Origin of the sequence: Methyloceanibacter sp. wino2, from assembly GCF_003071365.1 — a bacterium.
Taxonomy (GTDB): Bacteria; Pseudomonadota; Alphaproteobacteria; order Rhizobiales; family Methyloligellaceae; genus Methyloceanibacter.
Window position 1 is genome coordinate 610,688 of record NZ_CP028960.1, and the last position, 21,288, is coordinate 631,975.

General features: G+C 62.7%; 18 protein-coding genes and 1 pseudogene. 12 read left to right on the forward strand and 7 right to left on the reverse strand.

What is annotated here, in order from left to right:
* Nucleotides 1–46 precede the first annotated feature (46 nt).
* Nucleotides 47–313 (forward strand): hypothetical protein, encoded by a 267-nt coding sequence (locus DCY11_RS02800; protein ID WP_108681163.1) that lies wholly within the window; start codon nt 47–49, stop codon nt 311–313.
* Nucleotides 314–418: 105 nt separating this feature from the next.
* On the opposite strand, the gene DCY11_RS02805 is transcribed toward DCY11_RS02800, so the two are convergent.
* The 3 genes from DCY11_RS02805 to DCY11_RS02815 form a co-directional block, all read right to left on the reverse strand.
* Nucleotides 419–820 carry a hypothetical protein gene (locus DCY11_RS02805; protein WP_159079753.1) on the reverse strand — a complete coding sequence of 134 codons (402 nt, stop codon included), beginning with the start codon at nt 818–820 and terminating at the stop codon, nt 419–421.
* A 172-nt stretch (nt 821–992) separates the two neighbouring features.
* Nucleotides 993–1,610 (reverse strand): hypothetical protein, encoded by a 618-nt coding sequence (locus tag DCY11_RS02810; RefSeq protein ID WP_159079754.1) that lies wholly within the window; start codon nt 1,608–1,610, stop codon nt 993–995.
* Between the two features lie 255 nt (nt 1,611–1,865).
* The gene (locus DCY11_RS02815) at nt 1,866–2,315 is read right to left on the reverse strand and encodes a GatB/YqeY domain-containing protein (RefSeq protein ID WP_108681166.1); all 450 of its coding nucleotides are present in this window, start codon (nt 2,313–2,315) and stop codon (nt 1,866–1,868) included.
* Between the two features lie 281 nt (nt 2,316–2,596).
* On the opposite strand from DCY11_RS02815, the gene carA reads away from it, so the two are divergent.
* From carA to greA, 3 genes are all read left to right on the forward strand, one after another.
* Nucleotides 2,597–3,826 carry a glutamine-hydrolyzing carbamoyl-phosphate synthase small subunit gene (carA, locus tag DCY11_RS02820; protein WP_108681167.1) on the forward strand — a complete coding sequence of 410 codons (1,230 nt, stop codon included), beginning with the start codon at nt 2,597–2,599 and terminating at the stop codon, nt 3,824–3,826.
* A gap of 13 nt (nt 3,827–3,839) precedes the next feature.
* A complete protein-coding gene (gene carB, locus DCY11_RS02825) occupies nt 3,840–7,247 on the forward strand; it encodes a carbamoyl-phosphate synthase large subunit (RefSeq protein ID WP_108681168.1) in 3,408 nt (1,135 codons plus the stop codon).
* A 124-nt stretch (nt 7,248–7,371) separates the two neighbouring features.
* Nucleotides 7,372–7,845, forward strand: a complete 474-nt coding sequence (gene greA, locus DCY11_RS02830; RefSeq protein WP_069444449.1) for a transcription elongation factor GreA — start codon at nt 7,372–7,374, stop codon at nt 7,843–7,845.
* Nucleotides 7,846–7,883: 38 nt separating this feature from the next.
* Here greA and DCY11_RS02835 read toward each other — a convergent pair whose 3' ends face one another.
* The gene (locus DCY11_RS02835) at nt 7,884–8,870 is read right to left on the reverse strand and encodes an AraC family transcriptional regulator (protein ID WP_108681169.1); all 987 of its coding nucleotides are present in this window, start codon (nt 8,868–8,870) and stop codon (nt 7,884–7,886) included.
* Between the two features lie 184 nt (nt 8,871–9,054).
* Here DCY11_RS02835 and DCY11_RS02840 point away from each other — a divergent pair, with 184 nt between their 5' ends.
* Together DCY11_RS02840 and bla are read left to right on the forward strand one after the other, a co-directional pair.
* Entirely contained in the window at nt 9,055–9,519 is a 465-nt protein-coding gene (locus DCY11_RS02840) for a cupin domain-containing protein (RefSeq protein ID WP_108681170.1), read from the forward strand.
* Between the two features lie 60 nt (nt 9,520–9,579).
* Nucleotides 9,580–10,464, forward strand: a complete 885-nt coding sequence (gene bla / locus DCY11_RS02845) for a class A beta-lactamase (RefSeq protein ID WP_108681171.1) — start codon at nt 9,580–9,582, stop codon at nt 10,462–10,464.
* A gap of 3 nt (nt 10,465–10,467) precedes the next feature.
* On the opposite strand, the gene glk is transcribed toward bla, so the two are convergent.
* Nucleotides 10,468–11,442 (reverse strand): glucokinase, encoded by a 975-nt coding sequence (gene glk, locus DCY11_RS02850; RefSeq protein ID WP_159079755.1) that lies wholly within the window; start codon nt 11,440–11,442, stop codon nt 10,468–10,470.
* Between the two features lie 322 nt (nt 11,443–11,764).
* Here glk and DCY11_RS02855 point away from each other — a divergent pair, with 322 nt between their 5' ends.
* From DCY11_RS02855 to DCY11_RS02880, 6 genes and pseudogenes are all read left to right on the forward strand, one after another.
* Nucleotides 11,765–12,223 (forward strand): cytochrome c, encoded by a 459-nt coding sequence (locus DCY11_RS02855; protein WP_159079756.1) that lies wholly within the window; start codon nt 11,765–11,767, stop codon nt 12,221–12,223.
* A 93-nt stretch (nt 12,224–12,316) separates the two neighbouring features.
* On the forward strand, nt 12,317–13,249 hold the full coding sequence (locus DCY11_RS02860; RefSeq protein ID WP_108681174.1) for a LysR family transcriptional regulator: 933 nt from the start codon (nt 12,317–12,319) through the stop codon (nt 13,247–13,249).
* Nucleotides 13,250–13,399: 150 nt separating this feature from the next.
* Nucleotides 13,400–13,873 carry a formate dehydrogenase subunit gamma gene (locus tag DCY11_RS02865; RefSeq protein WP_069444443.1) on the forward strand — a complete coding sequence of 158 codons (474 nt, stop codon included), beginning with the start codon at nt 13,400–13,402 and terminating at the stop codon, nt 13,871–13,873.
* Nucleotides 13,870–15,425 (forward strand): annotated as a pseudogene (locus DCY11_RS02870) (formate dehydrogenase beta subunit). Before DCY11_RS02865 ends, DCY11_RS02870 begins: the two are co-directional and overlap by 4 nt.
* A gap of 10 nt (nt 15,426–15,435) precedes the next feature.
* The gene (gene fdhF, locus DCY11_RS02875) at nt 15,436–18,282 is read left to right on the forward strand and encodes a formate dehydrogenase subunit alpha (protein WP_108681175.1); all 2,847 of its coding nucleotides are present in this window, start codon (nt 15,436–15,438) and stop codon (nt 18,280–18,282) included.
* 42 nt (nt 18,283–18,324) lie between these two features.
* Nucleotides 18,325–18,570, forward strand: a complete 246-nt coding sequence (locus tag DCY11_RS02880) for a formate dehydrogenase subunit delta (protein WP_108681176.1) — start codon at nt 18,325–18,327, stop codon at nt 18,568–18,570.
* Nucleotides 18,571–18,681: 111 nt separating this feature from the next.
* On the opposite strand, the gene DCY11_RS02885 is transcribed toward DCY11_RS02880, so the two are convergent.
* Entirely contained in the window at nt 18,682–19,671 is a 990-nt protein-coding gene (locus tag DCY11_RS02885; RefSeq protein ID WP_108681177.1) for a PQQ-dependent catabolism-associated beta-propeller protein, read from the reverse strand.
* 23 nt (nt 19,672–19,694) lie between these two features.
* Nucleotides 19,695–20,954, reverse strand: coding sequence for an ABC transporter substrate-binding protein (locus tag DCY11_RS02890; protein ID WP_159079757.1), 1,260 nt, complete (start codon nt 20,952–20,954; stop codon nt 19,695–19,697).
* Between the last annotated feature and the right edge of the window lie 334 nt (nt 20,955–21,288).

Below are 21,288 nucleotides of genomic sequence, written 5' to 3' on the forward strand. Positions count from 1 at the left end.
GAAAGTGCACTCTACGGATGTCGAGACGTTTCGGGGACAGGTGACGATGGAAGTTGTTCTGGTCGTATTGCTCGCGCTCTTCGCCGTGATCGCCCTCTTCGTCTGGTGGCGGTTCGACATCGACCTTTCCGATGTCGTTGCATCGAGCGTCACGCCGGCGATCGGCATCGGCCTCATCTATGTCTACGGCACGGCTCTCGCCTGGGTCGGAGGCATTCTGCTCCTCGGGATCGGGGTCTTCGCGCTCTTCTATCTAATGAAACGGCGCGAACGGATAGCCGCACGGCGTAGCCCGTATCGCGACGAGCCGTAGGCAACAGCGACGACAGCGCAGAAAAAAGGCCGGACGCTTTTGCTCCCGGCCCCAATTCAGTGTGCCGCTTTGACGGCACGCATGTTCTCTCGCGCGTCGCGAAGCCTATTTGGCTTCGACGCACGTCCCGAACTGCGTGAAGGCACGGCCGGCCTGCGCAATCGTTCCGGACATATTACCCGACGGCTTTTCGACAACCGCCGACCAGGTCTGGAGCCCCTTGCGCCCGCGCATGATCAAGACCTTCTCGTCGTCGTAGACATCGCCCTGTTGCAGGAGAGCGCCACCGCCGAAGAGACCCGAGAACAGGTTCTTCTCTTTGACGTTGAGAGTCAGCATGGGCGGGATGCCAGCTGTCTCATGCTTGATGCGCTTGCAACCCGAAACGGCGGTGCACTCGAAAACTTCGTGCACGGCGCATGCATACTTCGGCACAGCGTGTGCCGGCACAGCCGAGAGCGCCACGGCCGCGAACGGCACGACAGCCGCAAACTTTAAAAGTTTCATCAGATTGTCCCTTTGCGTTGCAGTGAAAACCGCGCGCATGCTGCCCTGCTTGAGGGCGGCTAACAAGGGAAAGTGCTGCAAAGAAACTGACAAAGTAAAACCGGGCGGAACGTATGTTCCGCCCGGCCAGGTCCCCGCTCGCAGCAGCAAGGGCTCTCGTCAAAGACGTCGTCTAGTAAACGACGTTGCTCGCCTGCCTGGTCAGAACCTCACCCTTGTTGAGGACGGTCATGGCCTTGGCATCGGGCGCGCAGGTGAAAACCACACGCTCGTTCTTCACGCCGTCGAGGTGAAACAGTTCACCAGGGTGCAGCGCGACACGCACGCGCTTGGCTTCGACTGCACCGTCGGCTGCCGCCGTCGACATGACGGCGCTTACCGCACACTTGCCCTGATCGGGCTCGTAATAGGCAAGAAGACGAGAGTCACCGACCTTTGCGAGAATCGGCTGGTACGGTCCGACGGGACCGAGATTCGTCGCATGCGAGTCGTCGGCGCTAGCAAAGCCTGTAGCCGCAAACAGCGAAAGCGCGCCGGCGGCGGCAATAGGAAGGATGTTCTTGAACATCGGTAGGCCTCCAATCTCAAAATCGGACGCGAACTGATTCCGCGCCCCGTTGCACTCATAGATATTGTTGCATCGCGTCATGTCTATGGTGCAGCGCAATGACATACTGCCGCGTGGCTCGCTGCCGCACGATTTTCCTGATGACTCGATCAGAAATTCAGAACGAAAAACCTGCTGATTTTGTGGGCATTTTTGAATGTCTCGATCAGGAAAGCCGATCAAGAGTCGCGACTCGTTTCGGCTTCGCGCGAGTGTGACGGAAGCGTTAACGCAATGTGGTTTTGGCGTGTCTAAGACGCGTTTGTAATGTGTGTCCGGCGCGCATTTTTGTGCATCTGCACAATGCACGATCAGGGCACTGACGATGATCGAATTCCGATCGATGGAAAGATGTCGCAGGTCGACGTGCCGGTACGGTCGTGCGCCGCAAGGCAGTCGCGCGTTAACCACACTCAACTCTTGGAGCAAATCGACGGATCAGCCGAGCTTGGCCTTCACGGCGCCGCTGGCCTTGCCGAAATCCATCTGGCCCGCATAGCGGCCTTTGAGCACGCCCATGACTTTGCCCATGTCGCGCATGCCGCTCGCGCCCGTCTCGGCGATCGCGTCGTCGATGGCTTTGGCCATGTCCGCGTCGGACAATTGCTTGGGCAGGAACTCGCGAATGATGTCGGCCTCGGCGCCTTCCTGCGCGGCAAGCTCGGTACGCCCGGCGTCAGCGTAGATCTTCTGCGACTCCTCGCGCTGCTTGATCATCTTGGCGAAGAGTTCGAGCAGTTCGGCATCGGTCGCCTTTTCGGCTCCCGAAGTCCGGGCTGCGATATCGCGATCCTTGATGGCGGCGCTGACAAGGCGAAGCGTGGACACGCGTTGCATCTCGCGCGCTTTGGTCGCGGCTTTCAGTGCGGCGGTGATGGTCTCGCGCATCTGTCTCGATTTCGGGCTGCTTTTCGAAGGAAGCTCCCAACCTAATCGACGGCGCCCGGACACGCAAGCGAATTTGCGCATCTAAGGCATTGTTTTAACAAGAAAATTTTTGAGCTCCGCCATTGACCCCGTCACAAAGCTGACGTAAAGAACGCATCTTAAGGACGCGCGCTCCTTAAAAATCGTGGTTCTCACGCCTGACTGACCAGAGCGCAACGCCCCACCGTTTGCAGCTTTCGTTTTGGCGACCACCGACACCGGCCGAACATAGATATTCGCGGATGACTGACGAGCACGACACAGGGTCCTCGCCCCTTGCGCGGACGCATGCGCCAAGGACGCAGCCTTGGGCGGACGAAGCGCCGACGGCCCTGCTCGTTCTGGCGAACGGGACCGTGATCGAAGGGCGCGGCGCGGGCGCGACCGGCAGCGCCGTGGGCGAAGTCTGTTTCAATACGGCCATGACCGGGTATCAGGAGATCCTCACCGATCCCTCCTATGCCGGACAGATCATCACCTTCACCTTCCCCCATATCGGCAATGTGGGCGCCAACACCGAGGACATCGAAACCTCCAATCTCGCCGCCTCGTCCGGCGTGAAGGGCTGTGTCTTGCGCACCTCGATCACCGCGCCGTCCAATTGGCGCGCCGCGCAGGACCTGGACTCGTGGCTCAAGGCGCGCGGCATCATCGCCATCACCGGCGTGGATACGCGGGCGCTGACGGCACTCATTCGCGAGAACGGCATGCAGAATGCGGTGATCGCGCATTCCCCGGACGGTGTTTTCGATATCGACGCGCTGAAGCGCGAGGCCGCTGCGTGGTCCGGCATGGTCGGCCTCGATCTCGCCAAGGACGTCACCTGCGGGCAAAGCTACACCTGGGACGAGACGTCCTGGCGCTGGGGCGAGGGCTACGGCCGTCAGGAGTCGCCGCGCTTCCATGTGGTCGCCATCGACTTCGGATTGAAGCGCAACATCCTGCGCGAGCTGGCGACTGTGGGCTGCAAGATCACCGTGGTCCCGGCCGACACCAGCGCCGAGTCCATTCTGGCACGCAAGCCCGACGGCGTTTTCGTCTCGAACGGTCCGGGCGATCCGGCGGCGACCGGCGAATACGCGGTGCCTGAGCTGGAGAAGATCATCGACAGCGGGGTCCCGACCTTCGGCATCTGCCTCGGCCATCAGATGCTGGGCCGGGCGCTCGGAGCCGAGACGGCCAAGATGCACCAGGGCCATCACGGCGCCAATCACCCCGTCAAGGATTTCGAGACCCACAAGGTCGAGATCACCTCGATGAACCACGGCTTCGCCGTGACACGGGAAAGCCTGCCCGAGACGGTCACCGAGACTCACACGTCTTTGTTCGACGGCTCGAACGCCGGGCTGAAGGTCAAGGACAAGCCCGTCTTCTCGGTGCAATACCATCCGGAGGCCTCGCCCGGCCCCCAAGACAGTCATTACCTCTTCACGCGCTTCGTCGAGCTGATGGCCGCGCGGAAGACCTCATAGCCCGGCCGGAACGATGCCCAAACGCGAAGACATCAAATCCATTCTGATCATCGGCGCCGGACCGATCGTGATTGGCCAAGCGTGCGAGTTCGACTATTCGGGCACGCAAGCCTGCAAGGCGCTGAAAGACGAGGGCTACCGGATCATCCTGGTCAATTCGAATCCGGCCACGATCATGACGGACCCGGATCTCGCCGACGCCACCTATATCGAGCCGATCACGCCCGAGTTCGTCGCACGGATCATCGAACGCGAACGGCCCGATGCCCTGCTGCCCACGATGGGCGGCCAGACGGCCCTCAACACGGCGCTCAGCCTTGAGAGCGCCGGCGTGTTGGAGAAGTACGGTGTGGAGATGATCGGCGCGAAGGCCGACGTCATCGACAAGGCGGAAGACCGTGAACTCTTCCGCAAGGCCATGGACAAGATCGGGCTCGAGTCGCCCAAGTCGCGCCTCGCCGATGCGGGCTCTCTGAAACGCGCAGACCGTGAGACGTACAAGGCGGAGGTGGAGCGCATCGAGGCCGAGCACTCGGACCCCGACGCGCGCGCCGAAGCGATGCTCGAATTCGAAGCGGACTGGGGCCGGCACGAGACCGAGCGGCGGCGCCGCTATGTCGAAAAAGGCCTGATCGAAGCGCTTGAGGCCATGCAGGACGTCGGCCTGCCGGCCATCATCCGTCCCTCGTTCACGCTCGGCGGCACCGGTGGCGGCATTGCCTACAACCGCGAAGAGTTTCTCGAGATCGTCGAGCGCGGCCTCGACGCCTCCCCCACCTGCGAAGTGCTGATCGAAGAGTCGGTGCTGGGTTGGAAGGAATATGAGATGGAGGTCGTCCGCGACAAGGACGACAACTGCATCATCATTTGCTCCATCGAGAACATCGATCCGATGGGTGTGCATACAGGCGACTCGATCACCGTGGCGCCGGCGCTCACGCTCACCGACAAGGAATACCAGATCATGCGCGACGCCTCGATCGCGGTGTTGCGCGAGATCGGCGTCGAGACCGGCGGGTCGAACGTTCAGTTCGCCGTGAACCCCGACGACGGACGGCTCATCGTCATCGAGATGAACCCGCGTGTGTCGCGTTCCTCGGCGCTGGCGTCGAAGGCGACCGGCTTCCCCATTGCCAAGATCGCCGCCAAGCTCGCCGTCGGCTACACGCTGGACGAACTTGAGAACGACATTACGGGCGGCGCAACACCCGCCTCGTTCGAACCCACGATCGATTACGTGGTCACGAAGATTCCGCGTTTCGCCTTCGAGAAGTTTCAGGGTTCCGCTCCGACACTTACCACGGCCATGAAGTCGGTCGGCGAGGCCATGGCCATCGGCCGGACCTTCCCGGAGTCCTTGCAGAAGGCACTGCGGTCACTGGAGACGGGCCTGACGGGGTTGGACGAGTTCCATTTCGAGGGTCTTGGCCAGGGGGACGACAAGAACGTGATCCGCGAAGCGCTCGGATCGCCGACGCCCGACCGCCTGCTGAAGGTGGCGCAAGCCCTGCGGCTCGGGGTCGATCACGAGCAGATCTATGACAGCTGCCGCATCGACCCGTGGTTCATCCGGCAGCTTCAGGACATCATCGACACGGAGACCCGCGTCCGCGAACACGGACTGCCGCAAACGCCGGGCGCGTTCCGTGCGTTGAAAGCCATGGGCTTCTCGGATGACCGCCTGGCCACGCTTGCCGGGCTGACACCCGCCGACGTCCGCAGCGCGCGGCATGCACTGCACGTACACCCTGTCTACAAACGCATCGACACCTGCGCGGCGGAGTTTGCCTCGCCCACGGCCTATATGTACTCGACCTACGAGACGCGGTTCACCGGCGGCGAGTCCTGCGAAGCGCGGCCGAGCGCCGCGGACAAGATCATCATTCTCGGCGGCGGCCCGAACCGGATCGGCCAAGGCATCGAGTTCGACTATTGCTGTTGCCACGCGGCCTTCGCGCTGTCGGCGGCCGGGTTCGAGACCATCATGGTCAATTGCAATCCCGAAACCGTCTCGACCGACTACGACACGTCTGACCGCCTTTATTTCGAGCCGCTCACGGAAGAAGACGTGCTCGAGATCGTGCAGAAGGAACAGACGAACGGCGCCGTGAAGGGCGTGATCGTCCAGTTCGGCGGCCAGACGCCACTGAAGTTGGCGGCGGCCTTGGAAGAGGCGCAAGTTCCCATTCTCGGCACGTCACCCGACGCCATCGATCTCGCCGAGGACCGCGACCGCTTCAAGGCGCTGATCGAACAGCTCGGTCTGCGCCAGCCCAACAACGGCATTGCCCGCTCGGCCGAGGAGGCGGTCGCCATCGCCAAGCGGATCGGATTCCCCGTGGTGATCCGGCCGTCTTACGTGCTCGGCGGCCGCGCCATGGAAATCGTCCATGACGAAGCGCAACTCGAGCGCTACATCGCCGAGGCCGTGGTCGTGTCCGGTAAGAGCCCCGTCCTGCTCGACTCGTATTTGCGCGATGCCATCGAAGTGGACGTGGACGCGCTGGCCGACGGCCGCGACGTCTTTATCTGCGGGGTAATGGAGCACATCGAGGAAGCGGGCGTGCATTCAGGAGACAGCGCTTGTTCGCTTCCGCCCCATTCCTTGAAACCGGCAATCATTGCGGAACTCGAACGGCAAGCGAGGGAGTTGGCGCGGGCGCTGAACGTGGTCGGGCTGATGAACATTCAATTCGCGATCCAGAACGACGACATCTACATCCTGGAGGTCAACCCGCGAGCCTCGCGCACGGTGCCGTTCGTCGCCAAGGTCATCGGCAAGCCGATCGCCGGCATCGCCTCCGAGGTCATGGCCGGCAAACCGCTCGACGATTTCGGCCTGACACCGGCGAAGCTCGACCATATCGCCGTGAAGGAAGCCGTCTTCCCCTTCGCCCGGTTCCCGGGCGTCGATCCCGTGCTGGGACCGGAGATGCGCTCGACCGGCGAGGTGATGGGCCTCGACCGCGACTACGCCGTCGCCTTCGCCAAGAGCCAGCTCGGCGGTGGCGCCAAGCTGCCCCTGTCGGGAACCGTCTTCGTTTCCGTGAAGGATCTCGACAAGGACAAGCTGCTCGCGCCGGTGCGGACTATGATCGAGATGGGGTTCCGCATCGTCGCAACGCGGGGAACCCAGCGCCATCTTGCCGCACATGGGATCGCCTGCGAGCGGGTCAACAAAGTCCTCGAGGGGCGCCCGCACATCGTCGACGCCATCACAAACGGCGATATCGACATCGTCTTCAACACGACCGAGGGCGCCAAGGCTCTGGCGGACTCCATGTCGATACGCCGGTCGGCCTTGCTGAACCACATTCCTTACTATACAACGCTCGCCGGCGCGCTCGCCGCTACCGAGGCCATTCGGGCCTTGCGGGCAGGCAGCCTGACCGTCGCCCCTCTACAAAGCTACGTTGGCTGAGGCTCCGCGGAGCCCACCGGCTAGCTTTAGAAAACGGTCTAAATCAACAGATTCTTGACTTCGGTGGGTCAATTCCTTGACAGTATTGTCAAAGGGGGCCCGCCCTTAAGGAGTTTGAACTGACATGGAAAAGGTGCCGATGACCGCAGAGGGATACACATCCCTCGAGGCCGAGATCAAGAATCTCAAGACCGCCGAACGGCCGCGGATCATCAAATTGATCGCCGAAGCCCGCTCGCACGGAGACCTGTCCGAGAACGCCGAATACCATGCCGCCAAGGAGCTGCAGGGTATTACGGAGGCGCGCATCGCCGATCTCGAGGACAAGCTCAGCCGCGCGGACATCATTGACGTGTCCAAGCTCAAAGGCGACCAGGTCATGTTCGGTGCAACGGTCACGCTGATCGACGAAGATACCGAAGACAAGGTCAAGTACCGGATCGTCGGCGAAGTCGAGGGCAACGTGAAGGAAGGCAAGATCTCCATCACCTCCCCGATCGCCCGCGCCCTGCTCGGCAAGCGCAAGAACGACGTGGTCGAAGTCTCGACGCCCGGCGGCGGCAAGTCCTACGAGATCGTCAAGGTCGAGTTCAAATAAGCTTGCCCCCGGGGGCAGCGCCTTTCTTCCGATACACTCTATTGGACCAAGCGACGCCGCCACTGTTGCGGCGTCTCACCCGTCCAGCGCCGGAAGGCTCGGGTGAAGTGGGCCGGATCCGAGTAGCCCAGCTCGTAGGCGATATCCGTGATCGGAACCTCGGTTTCCTCTAGGAGGCCGCGCGCCTGATCGCGCACGGTTCGCTGGGCCAGCCCTTCGAAATTCATTCCCTGTTCCGACAAGCGGCGCTGCAGGGTTCGGCGCGAGAGACCGAGCCGCCGGGCAACGCTGTCGATACCGGCCTCTCCTTGATCAAGCTGCAACAGCAGGATGTGACGGACCACCTCGGTGAACTCGGTCTCGGCGGGCACGGGCGGATAGTCGGGCTCGCGATCTTGGGGCGGGCGCGGGTTGGTCAGCGCCAGAAGCCTCGCCGGAAAGACGACCCCGGCCCGGTCGCCGCTGATCACATCGCAAGAGACGACCTTTTCGATCTCCCGGCGTCCGTCGAAGCGGCCCGCGACTTCCACCCGGTCGGGCGTCCATCTCGGCCCCGCAAAGTATCGGAGAAAAGCGAGCATGTAGCCTATGGCCAGCATCTCGTTCTTCTGCTGGCCGAGCCCCAAATTCTCCGTGACGCAATAGGTCCACTTGGCCCAGCGCCCTTCCACCGCCAGCGCGATGGTGGTCGCTCCTTGCAAGAGGCTGGCGAGAGAGCGGCTGCTTTCGAGAATGGCCTCGCCCAAGGTGGGCAGAGTAATCAGGTGCGCGCCATAGGCTCCGAGGCCCGGGATCCCGGCTTCGGTCGAGAGGCGGACGGCCAGGCTGTGATCGCCGATAGTGCGGGCGGCTGTCTCCAGGAGATGAAACTGATCGCGCAATAGGATCAGTCGCTGAGGCTGCTCCAACAGCGTGAGCGGGAGCTCCGCCTTCCGGAAGACCTTGGTAATCGAGCCGCCGGACGCCGCCACGATATCGGCGATCGGCCCGACAGTGCTCGCTTTGGTGAGCGCGTAGCTCCGCATGGCTCCATTTCCTGAGGCGCTGTCCGTTTGGCACCAAATGGCAAGTGCAGTCCTCTCCGGACCCTACCGTCCTTCCGCATCGCTGCCGATGGGAAGTTTGGCCAAAAGGCTTGTCCAAAAACTTGTCGAATAGATTTGGCCCTCCGGCGGCGGACAACAACGACAGTCCAATAAGGAGGAAGCCATGACAGGCAAGGGATTTGACGACAGCAACATCAACTGGCGCACGATCGATGGCATCGACCACATCGCCTATCACATCTGCGAGGTGGACGTTGAGAACGGCACTGTCGATCTGCTGTTCAAGTTCGACGCCAACTCCAAGATCGCCATGCACAACCACATGGTCCCCTACCGGACTCTGGTACTGCAGGGCGAGTTGCGGATCTATCGCCCCAACGGCGAGATCAAGGAGATCCGGCCCGTCGGCAGCTACGTGTCCGCCGGCCCGGGTGAGACGCATACGGAAGGCGGCGGCGATGAGGACGTCATCGTGTTCTTCTCCAACCGCAACGTGAAGGACGTGGTCTACGAGATCCTGGATGAGAACGGCGGCGTGGCGACCACGTTCGGCATTCCCGAGTTCTCGGCGCTTCTGGAGCAGCAGCGCGCGGCGGGAGAGAAGTGCAACGAGCCGTATCCGGTCTAGGGACTTTTTCGGAAAGCGACCGGACGTTTTTCGGTCGCTTTCCTCCGCTAGACGGAGCCCATGCTCACCCGCCGCCAGTTCGCTCAGGGCGCTACGGCCATATCGCTGCTCGCCCTCGCCCGAGGCGCCGAAGCCGCTACCCAAGCGCTTGCCGCCGAAGCCGATCTCGCCAGTCAATTCGCTAAAATCGAAAAGAAAATTGGCGGTCGGCTGGGCGTGGCCGTCTCCGGCGACGGCTTGAAGGCGGCGTATCATGGCGGCGAACGCTTTCCCATGTGCAGCACGTTCAAGCTGCTTGTGGTGGCGGCCGTGCTGCACCGGGTCGACGAGGGCGACGAGATGCTCTCGCGCGAAATCCCGGTCCCGCCCGATGCGATCCTAGACTACGCCCCCGTCGCCAAAGAATATGCCGGCGGCACCATGACCATCTCGGAGCTGTGCGAAGCCGCGATGGTGTGGAGCGACAACACTGCCGCCAACCTCATCCTCGAAAGGCTCGGGGGCCCGGAAGCGGCAACGGCCTATGTGCGCTCGCTGGGCGATACCGTCACGCGGATCGACCGCATGGAGCCAGACGCGAATGTATTTGGCCCCGGCGAGCTGCGCGATACCACAACGCCCGAGGCGATGCTGGGCGATCTGCAAAAGCTGTTTCTGGGCGATGCGTTGTCCCCGCTGTCGCGAGACCGGCTCACTGAATGGTTCGTCGCCAATCAGACGGGGAAGGATCGGCTTCGGGCCGGCCTGCCGCCGACATGGCGGGTCGGAGACCGCACCGGAACCGGGCCCCACGGCACGAGCAACGACGTGGCCATGGCGTGGGGGGAAGACGGCCGGCCCATTCTGATCGCCGCCTTTCTGACCGGCTCGAAGGCGGATGCGGCCGCGCGAGACAATGCGCTGGCCGATGTGGGCCGCGCCATCGGGGCGGCGGCGGCGGGCTGACCCTTAAGCGTTTGCGAGTTTGGTGCGCAGCCCCGCGGCGGCCCCCTTCAGGCCCGGATAGTCGCTGATGACCACGTTGATCGGGATCGTCTCCACGAAGGGTTTCATGCGGCCCTTGCGCTCGAATTCCTCACGGAAATCCGCTTGCTCCAACCGAGCCAGCATCTTGGGGGCGATGCCGCCCCCGATATACACCCCGCCACGGGCACCGAAGGCGAGCGCCATGTCGCCGGCAAACCGCGCCAGCCACTTGACGAAATAGTCCAAGGCCTGGACGGCCATGTCGTCCTCGCCGGCGATGGCAAGCTGTTCGACTTCCGCCGGCGTATGCTCCGCGTCGCTGAAACCGTAAGACTCGGCGACCGCCCGGTAGATATCGGCAAGGCCCGGACCCGACAGCGCGCGCTCCACGGAGAGACGCTCAAGTCCTTTGCGCATGCGCTCCAGAATCGCGAGTTCGCGCTCGTTCTCCGCGGGGAAGGTTTGATGCCCGCCCTCGCCCGGCACCGGCACCCAGCCGGTCGGCGACCAAACGAGGCTTGCCACGCCCAAGCCCGTTCCCGGGCCGAGGACCACTTTGGGCGCCTTCTCCACGGCAGTCCCGCCGTGCAGCGTGTAGAGCTCATCCGCGGTCAGAACGGGAAGCGCATAGGCCTGAGCCTCGAAATCGTTGAACACGTAGGCCGCGTCGAGCCCGGCTTCCTGGGCGAGCGTGCTTCGCTTGAACGTCCAAGTCGCGTTGGTGAACGAGACGGTGTCTTCCAGCAGCGGCGCCGCCACGGCCAAGCCGGCATGGGCGACCTTCTGCGGCGCATCCTGAAGATACGCGCGCATGGCGGCCGCGAGGGTCGCATGCTCGGCCGTGGGAAAGGTGCGGATGTCCGAGAGATCGAGCGAGGTAAGATCGGCGATCGCGAAGCGCGCATTGGTGCCGCCGATATCGGCGACAAGTGCGTACGCTGGAAGTTTTGTCGTCATGGCGTCGGACCCTCGGCATCGAACCCGTGGCCCCACCCCAGACATCCGGAGCAGCGACCGCGAAAATTGCGGCCCCCGTGTTAGCCGATTTGGCGCCGTCCGGCGACTATTTCTCAATCGGCTTTGCCTTTTCCTCGGCTCCGGAACGCTCGACGGCGCCGATCACGCGAGCGTGACCGGGGCCTGTCTTCCTGAGGCCCCAATACTGCCCTTAGTCTAGTCGGTCGCGATTCGGGGGACGGCGTAACACGGGCTGAGCAAACTGGGACCAGCCCATCGTCCAACCGCGCCACGTTCAACAATGCCTGCTCGGGAGACTCTAATGAAATTGAAGTTGGCTCAGCTCGTTGCCGTTTGCGCTTTGGTTTTGACACCCGCCGTTCTGTCCGCCCACGAAGAAGCGACAGGCGTCGTCAAGGAGCGCATGGACCTCATGGATAAGCAGAAGGACGCCATGAAGGTCCTCGGCGACATGGCGAAGGGTAAGACTTCGTTCGATGCGGCGAAGGCAAGCGCTGCCGCAAAGGAGATCGAGGCCACCTCCGCCGAGATTCCGCAGCTCTTCCCCGAAGGCTCCGGCGGTCATCCCAGCGAGGCGAAACCCGAGGTCTGGACCCAGTGGGACAAGTTCACAACGGATACCGAGAAGCTGGCGACAGCAGCAGCGGCACTGGAAGAGGCGGTGTCCAGTGAATCCCCGGAGTGGAAAGCCAAGTTCAAGGACGTCATCGACGCCTGCAAGACCTGTCACAAAACCTTCCGGGCGGAGAAGAAGGACTAGGCTGGACCACTTCAAAGGTTGCTGTGACGGCGTGCTGCCTCCACTATCGGAATTGGCTGCCAAACTAGTACCGGGACGGCGCGCGGGCACGGCATGATCGACAAGCTTGAATTCCTCATCGCGCTCTCGCGGGAGCGCCACTTCGGTCACGCCGCAGAAAGCTGCGGCGTGAGCCAGCCGACGTTCTCGGCCGGAATCAAGCAGCTCGAGGACACGCTTGGGGTGCTTCTCGTCGAGCGCGGCTCGCGCTTCCGCGGGTTCACGCCGGAAGGCGAGCGCGTGCTGGACTGGGCGCGGCGGATCGTTTCGGACACGCGCGCCATGCGCCAGGAAATTGATGCGCTAAAACATGGTCTTGCCGGGCATTTGCGGATCGGCGCCATCCCGACGGCGCTGCCCATCGTGGCCATGTTGACGACCCCCTATCAGTCGAACCATCCGGACGTGCGCTTCACCATCCACTCCAGGACCTCCATCGAGGTCTTGAGCATGCTGGAGAATCTGGAGATCGACGCCGGGCTGACCTATCTCGACAATGAACCGCTCGGCCGGGTGCAATCCGTGCCGCTCTACACCGAGTACTACCGCCTGCTCGCCTCCAGCGAGGGCCCGCTGGCGGATCGGGAAAGCGTCACATGGCAGGAGGTCGGCCAGATGCCGCTCTGCCTGCTGACACCCGACATGCAGAATCGCCGGATCATCGATGCGCAGCTGGCGGAGGTCGGCGCGGAAGTGGAGCCGAGGCTGGAATCGGACTCCGTCATCGTTCTCATCGCGCATGTGCGGACAGGCAAATGGACCAGCGTCATGCCGTCACGACTGGCAGAAGTGTTGGGTGTCACCAAGAACGTGCGCGCCATCCCGATCGTCGATCCCGTGGTGACGCACTCGATCGGGCTCGTCGTACCCCACCGTAACCCGCTGACGCCGTTGATCAGCGCGCTCGTGGCGGAGGCCAAGCAACTTGCGCCGGTTTTGGAGGGCATAGCGGCGATGAAAGCGTCACCGGAGATCGCAGATGCCTAACGGTTGAAAAAAACGATCTAACAACCGGGAAATCCGAGGCAAATGCCTATCGGTTCGATCAGGAATCCCGATCCCCTAACGGCTTTGCTTTATTGATTTCATAATTCTAAATGTTCATTTTGAACACGGTTGAAGAAACGTTCCTGGGCAATGCAAAAGTACGAAAAATGGACGTCTGAGCGCGCAATCGAGATCATTGCGCAGCATCAGGATCAGAAGGGCGCGACGCTCCCTATCCTCCATGCTCTGCAGGAGGTTTTCGGTTGCGTTCCGCTAGAGGCGGAGCCCTTGATTGCCGAGGCCCTCAATATTACACGGGCTGAAGTGCATGGGTGCGTGACATTTTATCACGACTATCGGCGTGAACCGCCGGGACGCCGTGTCCTCAAGATCTGTCTCGCCGAATCCTGCCAAGCCGCCGGCGTGCGGTCGCTGGAGAAGCGCGCGAAAGAGAAGCTCGGGGTGGAGATGGGCGGCACCACGGCTGACGCCCGCGTGACCCTCGAGCCCGTTTACTGCCTCGGACTGTGTCATTCCTCCCCCGCCGCCATGCTGGACAAGGATGTGTACGCGGGGCTCGACGAGGAGCGGCTGGATGAGCTGCTCAAGGAGGCGCAGGCGTGACCCGCATTTATATTTCCCGCGATTCCGGAGCACTGGCCCTCGGGCCGAAGCCGTCGTCAAACGCTTCGAGAAAGAAGCCAAGGAACGTGGACTCGATCTTGAGATCGTGCGGAACGGATCGCGCGGCATGTACTGGCTGGAGCCCTTGGTCGAAGTGGAAACGGACCAAGGCCGCGTCGGCTACGGCCCGGTTCGGGCCTCCAAGGTGGACGACCTCATCGATGCCGGCATGCTCGAGGGCAAGCCCCACAAGAAATGCATCGGCGTCGTGGATGAGTATCCCTGGTTCAAGAACCAGACCCGCCTCACCTTCGCCCGGGTCGGCACCACCGATCCGCGGTCCTTGGAGGACTACAAGGCCCATGGCGGTTACGCCGGCCTGAAAAAGGCTCTCGAGGTCGGCCCCGACGGCATTATCGAGGAAGTCCTGGCCTCCGGCCTTCGCGGTCGCGGCGGCGCGGGCTTCCCCACCGGGATCAAGTGGCGCACGGTCGCCGACTGTCCGCCGCAGCAGAAATACATCGTCTGCAACGCGGACGAAGGTGATAGCGGCACGTTCGCCGACCGCATGATCATGGAAGGCGATCCTTTCGTGCTCATCGAGGGCATGACGATCGCCGGCGTCGCGGTTGGCGCGACCTACGGCTACATCTACCTGCGCTCCGAGTATCCGCATGCGAGCGTCGCCTTGCGCGCCGCCATCGACTCGGCGCGCGAAGCAGGCCTTCTCGGCGACAACGTGGCCGGGTCGGGCTTTGCGTTCGACATGGAAGTCCGCGACGGTGCGGGCGCTTACGTCTGCGGCGAGGAGACGTCCCTGCTCGACAGCCTGGAAGGCAAACGCGGCGAGGTACGCGCCAAGCCGCCGCTTCCGGCCCATATCGGCCTGTTCGGGCAGCCGACCATCATCAACAACGTCCTGTCGCTGGCGACCGTCCCGATCATCATGGACAAGGGCGGCAAGTATTATCATGACTTCGGCATGGGCCGTTCCCGCGGCACGATGCCGATCCAGCTGGCCGGTAACATCAAGCATGGCGGTCTCTACGAGACGGCTTTCGGCATTACGCTCGGCGAACTGGTCGACGACATCGGCGGCGGCACCTATTCCGGCCGTCCGGTTCGCGCGGTTCAGGTGGGCGGCCCGCTCGGCGCCTACTTCCCCCGCGAACTCTTCGACACGCCGTTCGACTACGAGGCCTTCGCGGCCCGCGATGGTCTCATCGGCCACGCCGGTGTCGTCGTGTTCGACGACACCGTCGACATGGCGCAACAGGCACATTTCGCCATGGAGTTCTGCGCGATCGAATCCTGCGGGAAGTGCACCCCGTGCCGGATCGGTTCTGCGCGTGGCATGGAGGTGATCGACAAGATCGTCGCCAACGAGAACCGGGCCGAGAACCTGGAGATCCTCGAAGATCTCTGCAACACGATGAAGTTGGGCTCCCTCTGCGCGCTCGGAGGTTTTGCGCCCTATCCCGTAATGAGCGCGCTAACCCATTTCCCTGAAGATTTCGGCGCCGAGAAGAAGCGCCTCGAGGCCGCTGAGTGAGGAAAATCCGATGCCTTTGAATCCGGAAACCGACTACGGAACACCAAAATCGAAGTCAGAGAAGCTCGTCACGCTGACCATCGACGGCGCCGAGGTAACGGTGCCGGAGGGAACGTCCATCATGCGGGCGGCGATGGAGATGGGGACTCAAATCCCCAAGCTCTGCGCCACGGACATGCTGGACTCCTACGGGTCTTGCCGGCTTTGCCTGATCGAGATCGAAGGCCGTAACGGAACACCCGCCTCGTGCACCACGCCTGTCGGCGAGGGCATGGTGGTCAAGACGCAGACCGACCGTCTGAAGCGGCTCCGCAAGGGCGTGATGGAGCTCTACATTTCGGAGCATCCGCTCGACTGCCTGACCTGCTCGGCCAATGGCGATTGCGAACTGCAGGACATGGCCGGCGCCGTGGGCCTGCGCGATGTGCGCTACGGCTATGACGGTCAGAAACATCCCAATCCGGGCATCGACGACTCAAACCCCTATTTCACCTACGAACCCTCCAAGTGCATCGTCTGCTCCCGCTGCGTCCGCGCCTGCGAGGAAGTGCAAGGCACATTCGCGCTGACGATCGCCAATCGCGGCTTCCAGTCGGTGGTCTCGCCCTCGATGCAGGAGAGCTTCCTCGAGTCCGAGTGCGTGTCCTGCGGCGCTTGCGTGCAGGCCTGCCCGACCGCGACGCTCAACGAGAAATCCGTGATCGAGATCGGTACGCCCGACACGGCCACCGTGACGACCTGTGCCTATTGCGGCGTGGGCTGCTCCTTCCGGGCCGAGATGCGCGGCGACGAACTCGTCCGCATGATCCCGCAGAAGGAAGGCAAGGCCAATCGCGGCCATTCCTGCGTGAAGGGACGCTTCGCCTACGGCTACGCGCACCACAAGGACCGCATCACCAAGCCGATGATCCGCGAGAAGATCACCGATCCGTGGCGTGAGGTTTCGTGGGAAGAAGCCATTCAATACACCGCGTCGGAGTTCAAACGCATCCAAGCCAAATACGGCAAGAGCTCGATCGGCGGCATCACCTCTTCCCGCTGCACCAACGAAGAGACCTTCCTGGTGCAGAAGCTGATCCGCGCCGGCTTCGGCAACAACAATGTCGATACCTGCGCCCGCGTTTGCCACTCGCCAACCGGCTATGGCTTGAAGACGACCTACGGCGAGAGCGCCGGCACGCAGGACTTCGATTCCGTCGAGAAATCCGACGTCATCCTGGTGATTGGCGCCAACCCGACGGACGGCCATCCGGTGTTCGCCTCGCGCATGAAGAAGCGCCTGCGCCAGGGCGCGAAGCTGATCGTTGTCGATCCGCGCAGAACCGACTTGGTGAAGTCGCCGAACGTCAAGGCCGACTACCATCTGCCTCTGCGGCCCGGCACGAACGTCGCCGTCGTGACGTCTCTCGGCCACGTCATCGTCACCGAAGGCCTCGTGAACGAGGACTTCGTCCGTGAGCGGTGCGAGTGGGACGAGTTCCAGGATTGGGCCCGGTTCGTCGCCGACCCGCGTCACGCGCCCGAAGAGGTCGAGAAGATTTCCGGCGTTCCCGCCGAGCTGATCCGCAAAGCGGCCCGGCTTTACGCGACGGGCGGCAACGCGGCCATCTATTACGGTCTCGGCGTCACCGAGCACAGCCAGGGCTCCACCACGGTCATGGCCATTGCCAACCTCGCCATGGCGACCGGCAATATCGGCCGTGAAGGCGTGGGCGTGAACCCGCTGCGCGGTCAGAACAACGTGCAGGGTTCCTGCGACATGGGATCCTTCCCGCACGAGCTGCCCGGCTATCGCCACGTCTCCGACACGGCGACCATGGAGCTGTTCGAGTCCCTTTGGGGCCGTCCGCTGCTCGATGAGCCGGGCTTGCGTATTCCCAACATGATCGACGCCGCGCTCGATGGCTCGTTCAAGGGCATCTACATCCAGGGCGAAGACATTCTTCAGTCCGACCCGAACACCCAGCACATGGCCGCCGGCCTCGCCGCGATGGAATGCGTGGTGGTGCAGGACCTGTTCCTGGTCGAGACCGCCAACTACGCCCATGTGTTCCTGCCCGGTTCGACCTTCCTCGAGAAGAACGGAACCTTCACCAACGCCGAGCGCCGCATCCAGCGTGTGCGCAAGGTGATGGCGCCGGTGAACGGTTATGAGGATTGGGAGATCACCCAGATGCTGTCCAACGCTCTGGGCTACCCGATGCATTACGATCATCCGTCGCAGATCATGGACGAGATCGCACGCCTCACGCCGACCTTCACGGGCGTCTCATACGAGAAGCTCGACGAACTCGGCTCCGTGCAGTGGCCGTGCAACGACGAGGCGCCGGAAGGCACCCCGGTCATGCATATCGAGAGCTTCACGCGCGGCAAGGGCAAGTTCGTCGTCACCGAATACGTGGCAACGGACGAGAAGACCGGCCCGCGCTTCCCGCTTCTGCTGACCACGGGACGCATCCTGTCCCAGTACAATGTGGGCGCGCAGACGCGGCGCACGGAGAACGTCGTCTGGCACGAAGAGGATCGCCTCGAGATTCATCCCTTCGATGCCGAGAACCGCGGCGTGCGCGACGGCGACTGGGTGAAGATCGCCAGCCGCACCGGCGAGACGACCTTGCGGGCGCTGATCACCGAACGTGTGGCGCCGGGCGTTGTCTACACCACGTTCCACCACCCGACGACGCAGGTGAACGTGGTGACGACCGAGTTCTCCGACTGGGCCACGAACTGCCCCGAGTACAAGGTGACGGCCGTTCAGGTCGCGCCGTCCAACGGGCCGTCCGAGTGGCAGGAGGAGTACGAGGAGCTGTCGAAGGCAGCGCGCCGTATCGCCGAACCTTTGGTGGCGGCGGAGTAGTCCTCCGCCCCCTCGCCTCGCATCACGGAGAGCCTTGCGTTTATGAAGCCCGAGAATCTCGTCTACATGGCGAACCAGATCGGAAAGTTCTTCCAGTACCAGAAGGAAGACGAAATCGTTCCGGGGATCGCCAGCCATATCAAGAAGTTTTGGGACCCGCGGATGCGCGAGGCGATCTTCGCCTATCTCGACCAAGGTGGAGACGGCCTCGATCCGTACGTGAAAGAGGCGATCCTTCATCTGAAAGAGGTGAAGAAGCCCGCCGAGACCAGCTTCCAGGGCACCTAGGCCTTTACGGCCGCGCGCTGTCGGCAGCAACGCTCACGCTCGCGCAAAAGAAACGGCCGCTCCCGATGATGGAGCGGCCGCCAAATTCACCTGCAATGTATTGCCTGTGACCTAGGCGTCAGGCTTGCCCGGCATCACGGCGACACCCCAGGGCAGACGTCCGACGGGCACGGACTTGACCGCCTTCAGCGAGTCGAGGTCGATGATCGTCATGTCGTTCGTCAGGCCGTTGGCCACGTAGTATTTCTTGCCGTCCGCGCTGGTCTCGCCGTGCCAGGGGCGCTGACCGACCAGGATGTAGTCCACGACTTCCTTCTTGGCCGTGTCGATGACGGCAACGCGGTTGGACGGACCGAGCGGCACCATGACGAGCGACTCGTCCTTGACGAAGTCCATGCCGACCGGCTGAAGCTGCTCGGGACGCACGCCCGGCACCTCGAAGCGAATCTTGTTGGTGATCTCCCAGGTGGACGGATCGATCACGGAAACCGTGCCGCCCACTTCCGAAGAGACCCACAGCTCCTTGCCGTCCTTGGTCCACTTCGCCTCGCGCGGCCGGGAGTCGACCAGCACGTTGGCGATCAGCTGATGCGTTTCGTTGTCGATGATATGCGCCATGCTCGTGCTTTCCGAGGTGGCGGCGGTGTACTTGTTGTCCGGGCTGACTGCCATGCCTTCGGGCTCCACGCCCACCGGCACCTCGGCCAAGACGTCGCCGGAGCCGAGATCCATGATCGTGACCATGCTGTCGTCTTCGTTGGCGATATAGATGATCTTGCCGTCGGGATCGATGTCCATCAATTCCGGATCAGGGCCGCTTTCGAGCTGTCGCGTGATCTTGAGCGTCTTGGTGTCGACAACGTCGATGATGTCGCCGTCACCGGCCGCGACGAACAGTTCCTTGTTGTCAGGGCTCAGGACGATGCCGCGCGGACGGCGCGACGTCTCGATCGTATCGATGGTCTCCATCGTGTCGCCGTCGATGACCGTGACGGTGTTGTCTTTCTCGTTGGAGACGAAGATCGTCTCGGCGTGAGCCAGCGGAGCGGCGGCGAGAACAAACGCCGTCGCACAAACAGTTGCAAGGCCGATGCGTGTCATTTGGTACCCTTTGCGGCAGCTCGTTAGAATTTGCACTTGGTTTCTGGTTTGTCGAAGCCGAGCGTGTCGGTGACGTATTTCGGATGCAGGAAGCCTTCCTGCGGCGACGTGGAGACCGGTACGCGGGTGCCGCCGCCCAGAATGATCGGCTGGCGCATCTGGTGATCCCAGGGGCGGAAACTCAGCGCTTGGCCCTTGAAGGCCTCGAGCCGGAACTCGTCCGACAGCATGTAATCCTTCACGCCCTTGGGATCGACCGTGCCGGACTTCTGCGCCGCGTCCGACAGAGCGCGGAGGCCCAGCCAGGCCGTATAATCCCGTTCGACCGGCGGGCGGTTTGCCAGACGCGGAATCGCGCGCTGAAAGCGCATGCCGCCCGACTCCGTGTAGGACTTGTCCCAGGCCGTCGCCTGAAGGCCCTGCGTACCCACTACCGGGCGGGGCATGGTGGTGCGGTACATCAGATAGTCGCCGAAATCGTCGTCGCTATTGATGGACCAAACGACGTCGTGCTCCGGCGCACGCTGCGTCTCCAGCGCCATTTGCTGCTGGATCTGCTGATGGCCCGAGTCCAGATTCCGGGCTCCAGGGGGAAGGTCGTAGAGGTGGTCTTCCACCACCTTGCCGCCGAAGCGCTTGGCCGCACGCTGGACCTGGGCGAGATAATCCTGATCCTCGGGCGTATCGCGGCGGATGACATACCATTTCGGCCACTTCTTCCAGATCAGGTACTGCGCCAGGGCGTCGGCGCGCATCGCGTAGTCCGGAATGATATGGAAGACGTTCTGGCGGCATTCCTCCTGGCGCAGCTTGGTCGCGCTGGAGCGGATGTTCATGATGAGCGCGTCTTTGGCCTCTGGCAGATCGGCCACGGCCAGCAGATCGTCGGGCTCCAGGTCGGCGATGAAGAAGCGGTGGCCGGCCGCCAGCGCTTCCTTGGCCTTCGCCACGATGTCCTCGTCTGCGGGGATGATGACTTCCTCGAGCTCGAAGCCATAGCCGACGAAATTACCGGCCTGGTTCGCCTCCTTGAGCATGAGGCGCGCGCCTTGGATGCCTTTGTCGGTGATCACCTTCTCCGCGTAGGAGAGCGGGAGCGGCTCTTCGTATTCCTTACCGAGATAGACGACATGCATCGTCTTCTTGGCGGCGTCCGGCTTTGCAGCCTTCGGCTTGCCGGCATCCGCGGCAGCGTCGTCGCTAGCCTTCGGCTGCGCGTCGCCGGTCTTGGCTGGCGTCTCGACGTCATCTGTGCCCGGGGCGTCTTGGGCACCAGCGGGCAAAGATCCAACAGCAAGAGCTGAAAAGAGGAGTGCCGCACTTACCAGTCCGAAAAAGCGGGTATGGGGCACACGGGGGGAAATTGAACGCAACGGCACCATCTCTCTTGAACGTTTCCGACCAACATTTTTTGCCGAGGGCTTTGCGCCCTTCTGTCTCAGACCTTCAGTCCCTTGGCAATGTGCGCTGCACAATACGGCTTATGCGCCAAGGCAAGAGGACGACGGTTCTGTACTAATGATATAGGCGCGCTCAGGAACCAATGCCAAGTGATGGTGCTTTTCATTACCAATGTTTTAGGACGCAAAAAGGCCGCCGTCCCGGGATGGGGCGGCG

Coding starts and splice junctions, on each gene's coding strand:
- DCY11_RS02800 (WP_108681163.1), top strand. CDS start 47: ATGGAAGTTGTTCTGGTCGTATTGCTCGCGCTCTTCGCCGTGATCGCC.
- DCY11_RS02805 (WP_159079753.1), bottom strand. CDS start 820: ATGAAACTTTTAAAGTTTGCGGCTGTCGTGCCGTTCGCGGCCGTGGCG.
- DCY11_RS02815 (WP_108681166.1), bottom strand. CDS start 2,315: ATGCGCGAGACCATCACCGCCGCACTGAAAGCCGCGACCAAAGCGCGC.
- carA (WP_108681167.1), top strand. CDS start 2,597: ATGACTGACGAGCACGACACAGGGTCCTCGCCCCTTGCGCGGACGCAT.
- carB (WP_108681168.1), top strand. CDS start 3,840: ATGCCCAAACGCGAAGACATCAAATCCATTCTGATCATCGGCGCCGGA.
- greA (WP_069444449.1), top strand. CDS start 7,372: ATGGAAAAGGTGCCGATGACCGCAGAGGGATACACATCCCTCGAGGCC.
- DCY11_RS02835 (WP_108681169.1), bottom strand. CDS start 8,870: ATGCGGAGCTACGCGCTCACCAAAGCGAGCACTGTCGGGCCGATCGCC.
- DCY11_RS02840 (WP_108681170.1), top strand. CDS start 9,055: ATGACAGGCAAGGGATTTGACGACAGCAACATCAACTGGCGCACGATC.
- bla (WP_108681171.1), top strand. CDS start 9,580: ATGCTCACCCGCCGCCAGTTCGCTCAGGGCGCTACGGCCATATCGCTG.
- glk (WP_159079755.1), bottom strand. CDS start 11,442: ATGACGACAAAACTTCCAGCGTACGCACTTGTCGCCGATATCGGCGGC.
- DCY11_RS02855 (WP_159079756.1), top strand. CDS start 11,765: ATGAAATTGAAGTTGGCTCAGCTCGTTGCCGTTTGCGCTTTGGTTTTG.
- DCY11_RS02860 (WP_108681174.1), top strand. CDS start 12,317: ATGATCGACAAGCTTGAATTCCTCATCGCGCTCTCGCGGGAGCGCCAC.
- DCY11_RS02865 (WP_069444443.1), top strand. CDS start 13,400: ATGCAAAAGTACGAAAAATGGACGTCTGAGCGCGCAATCGAGATCATT.
- fdhF (WP_108681175.1), top strand. CDS start 15,436: ATGCCTTTGAATCCGGAAACCGACTACGGAACACCAAAATCGAAGTCA.
- DCY11_RS02880 (WP_108681176.1), top strand. CDS start 18,325: ATGAAGCCCGAGAATCTCGTCTACATGGCGAACCAGATCGGAAAGTTC.
- DCY11_RS02885 (WP_108681177.1), bottom strand. CDS start 19,671: ATGACACGCATCGGCCTTGCAACTGTTTGTGCGACGGCGTTTGTTCTC.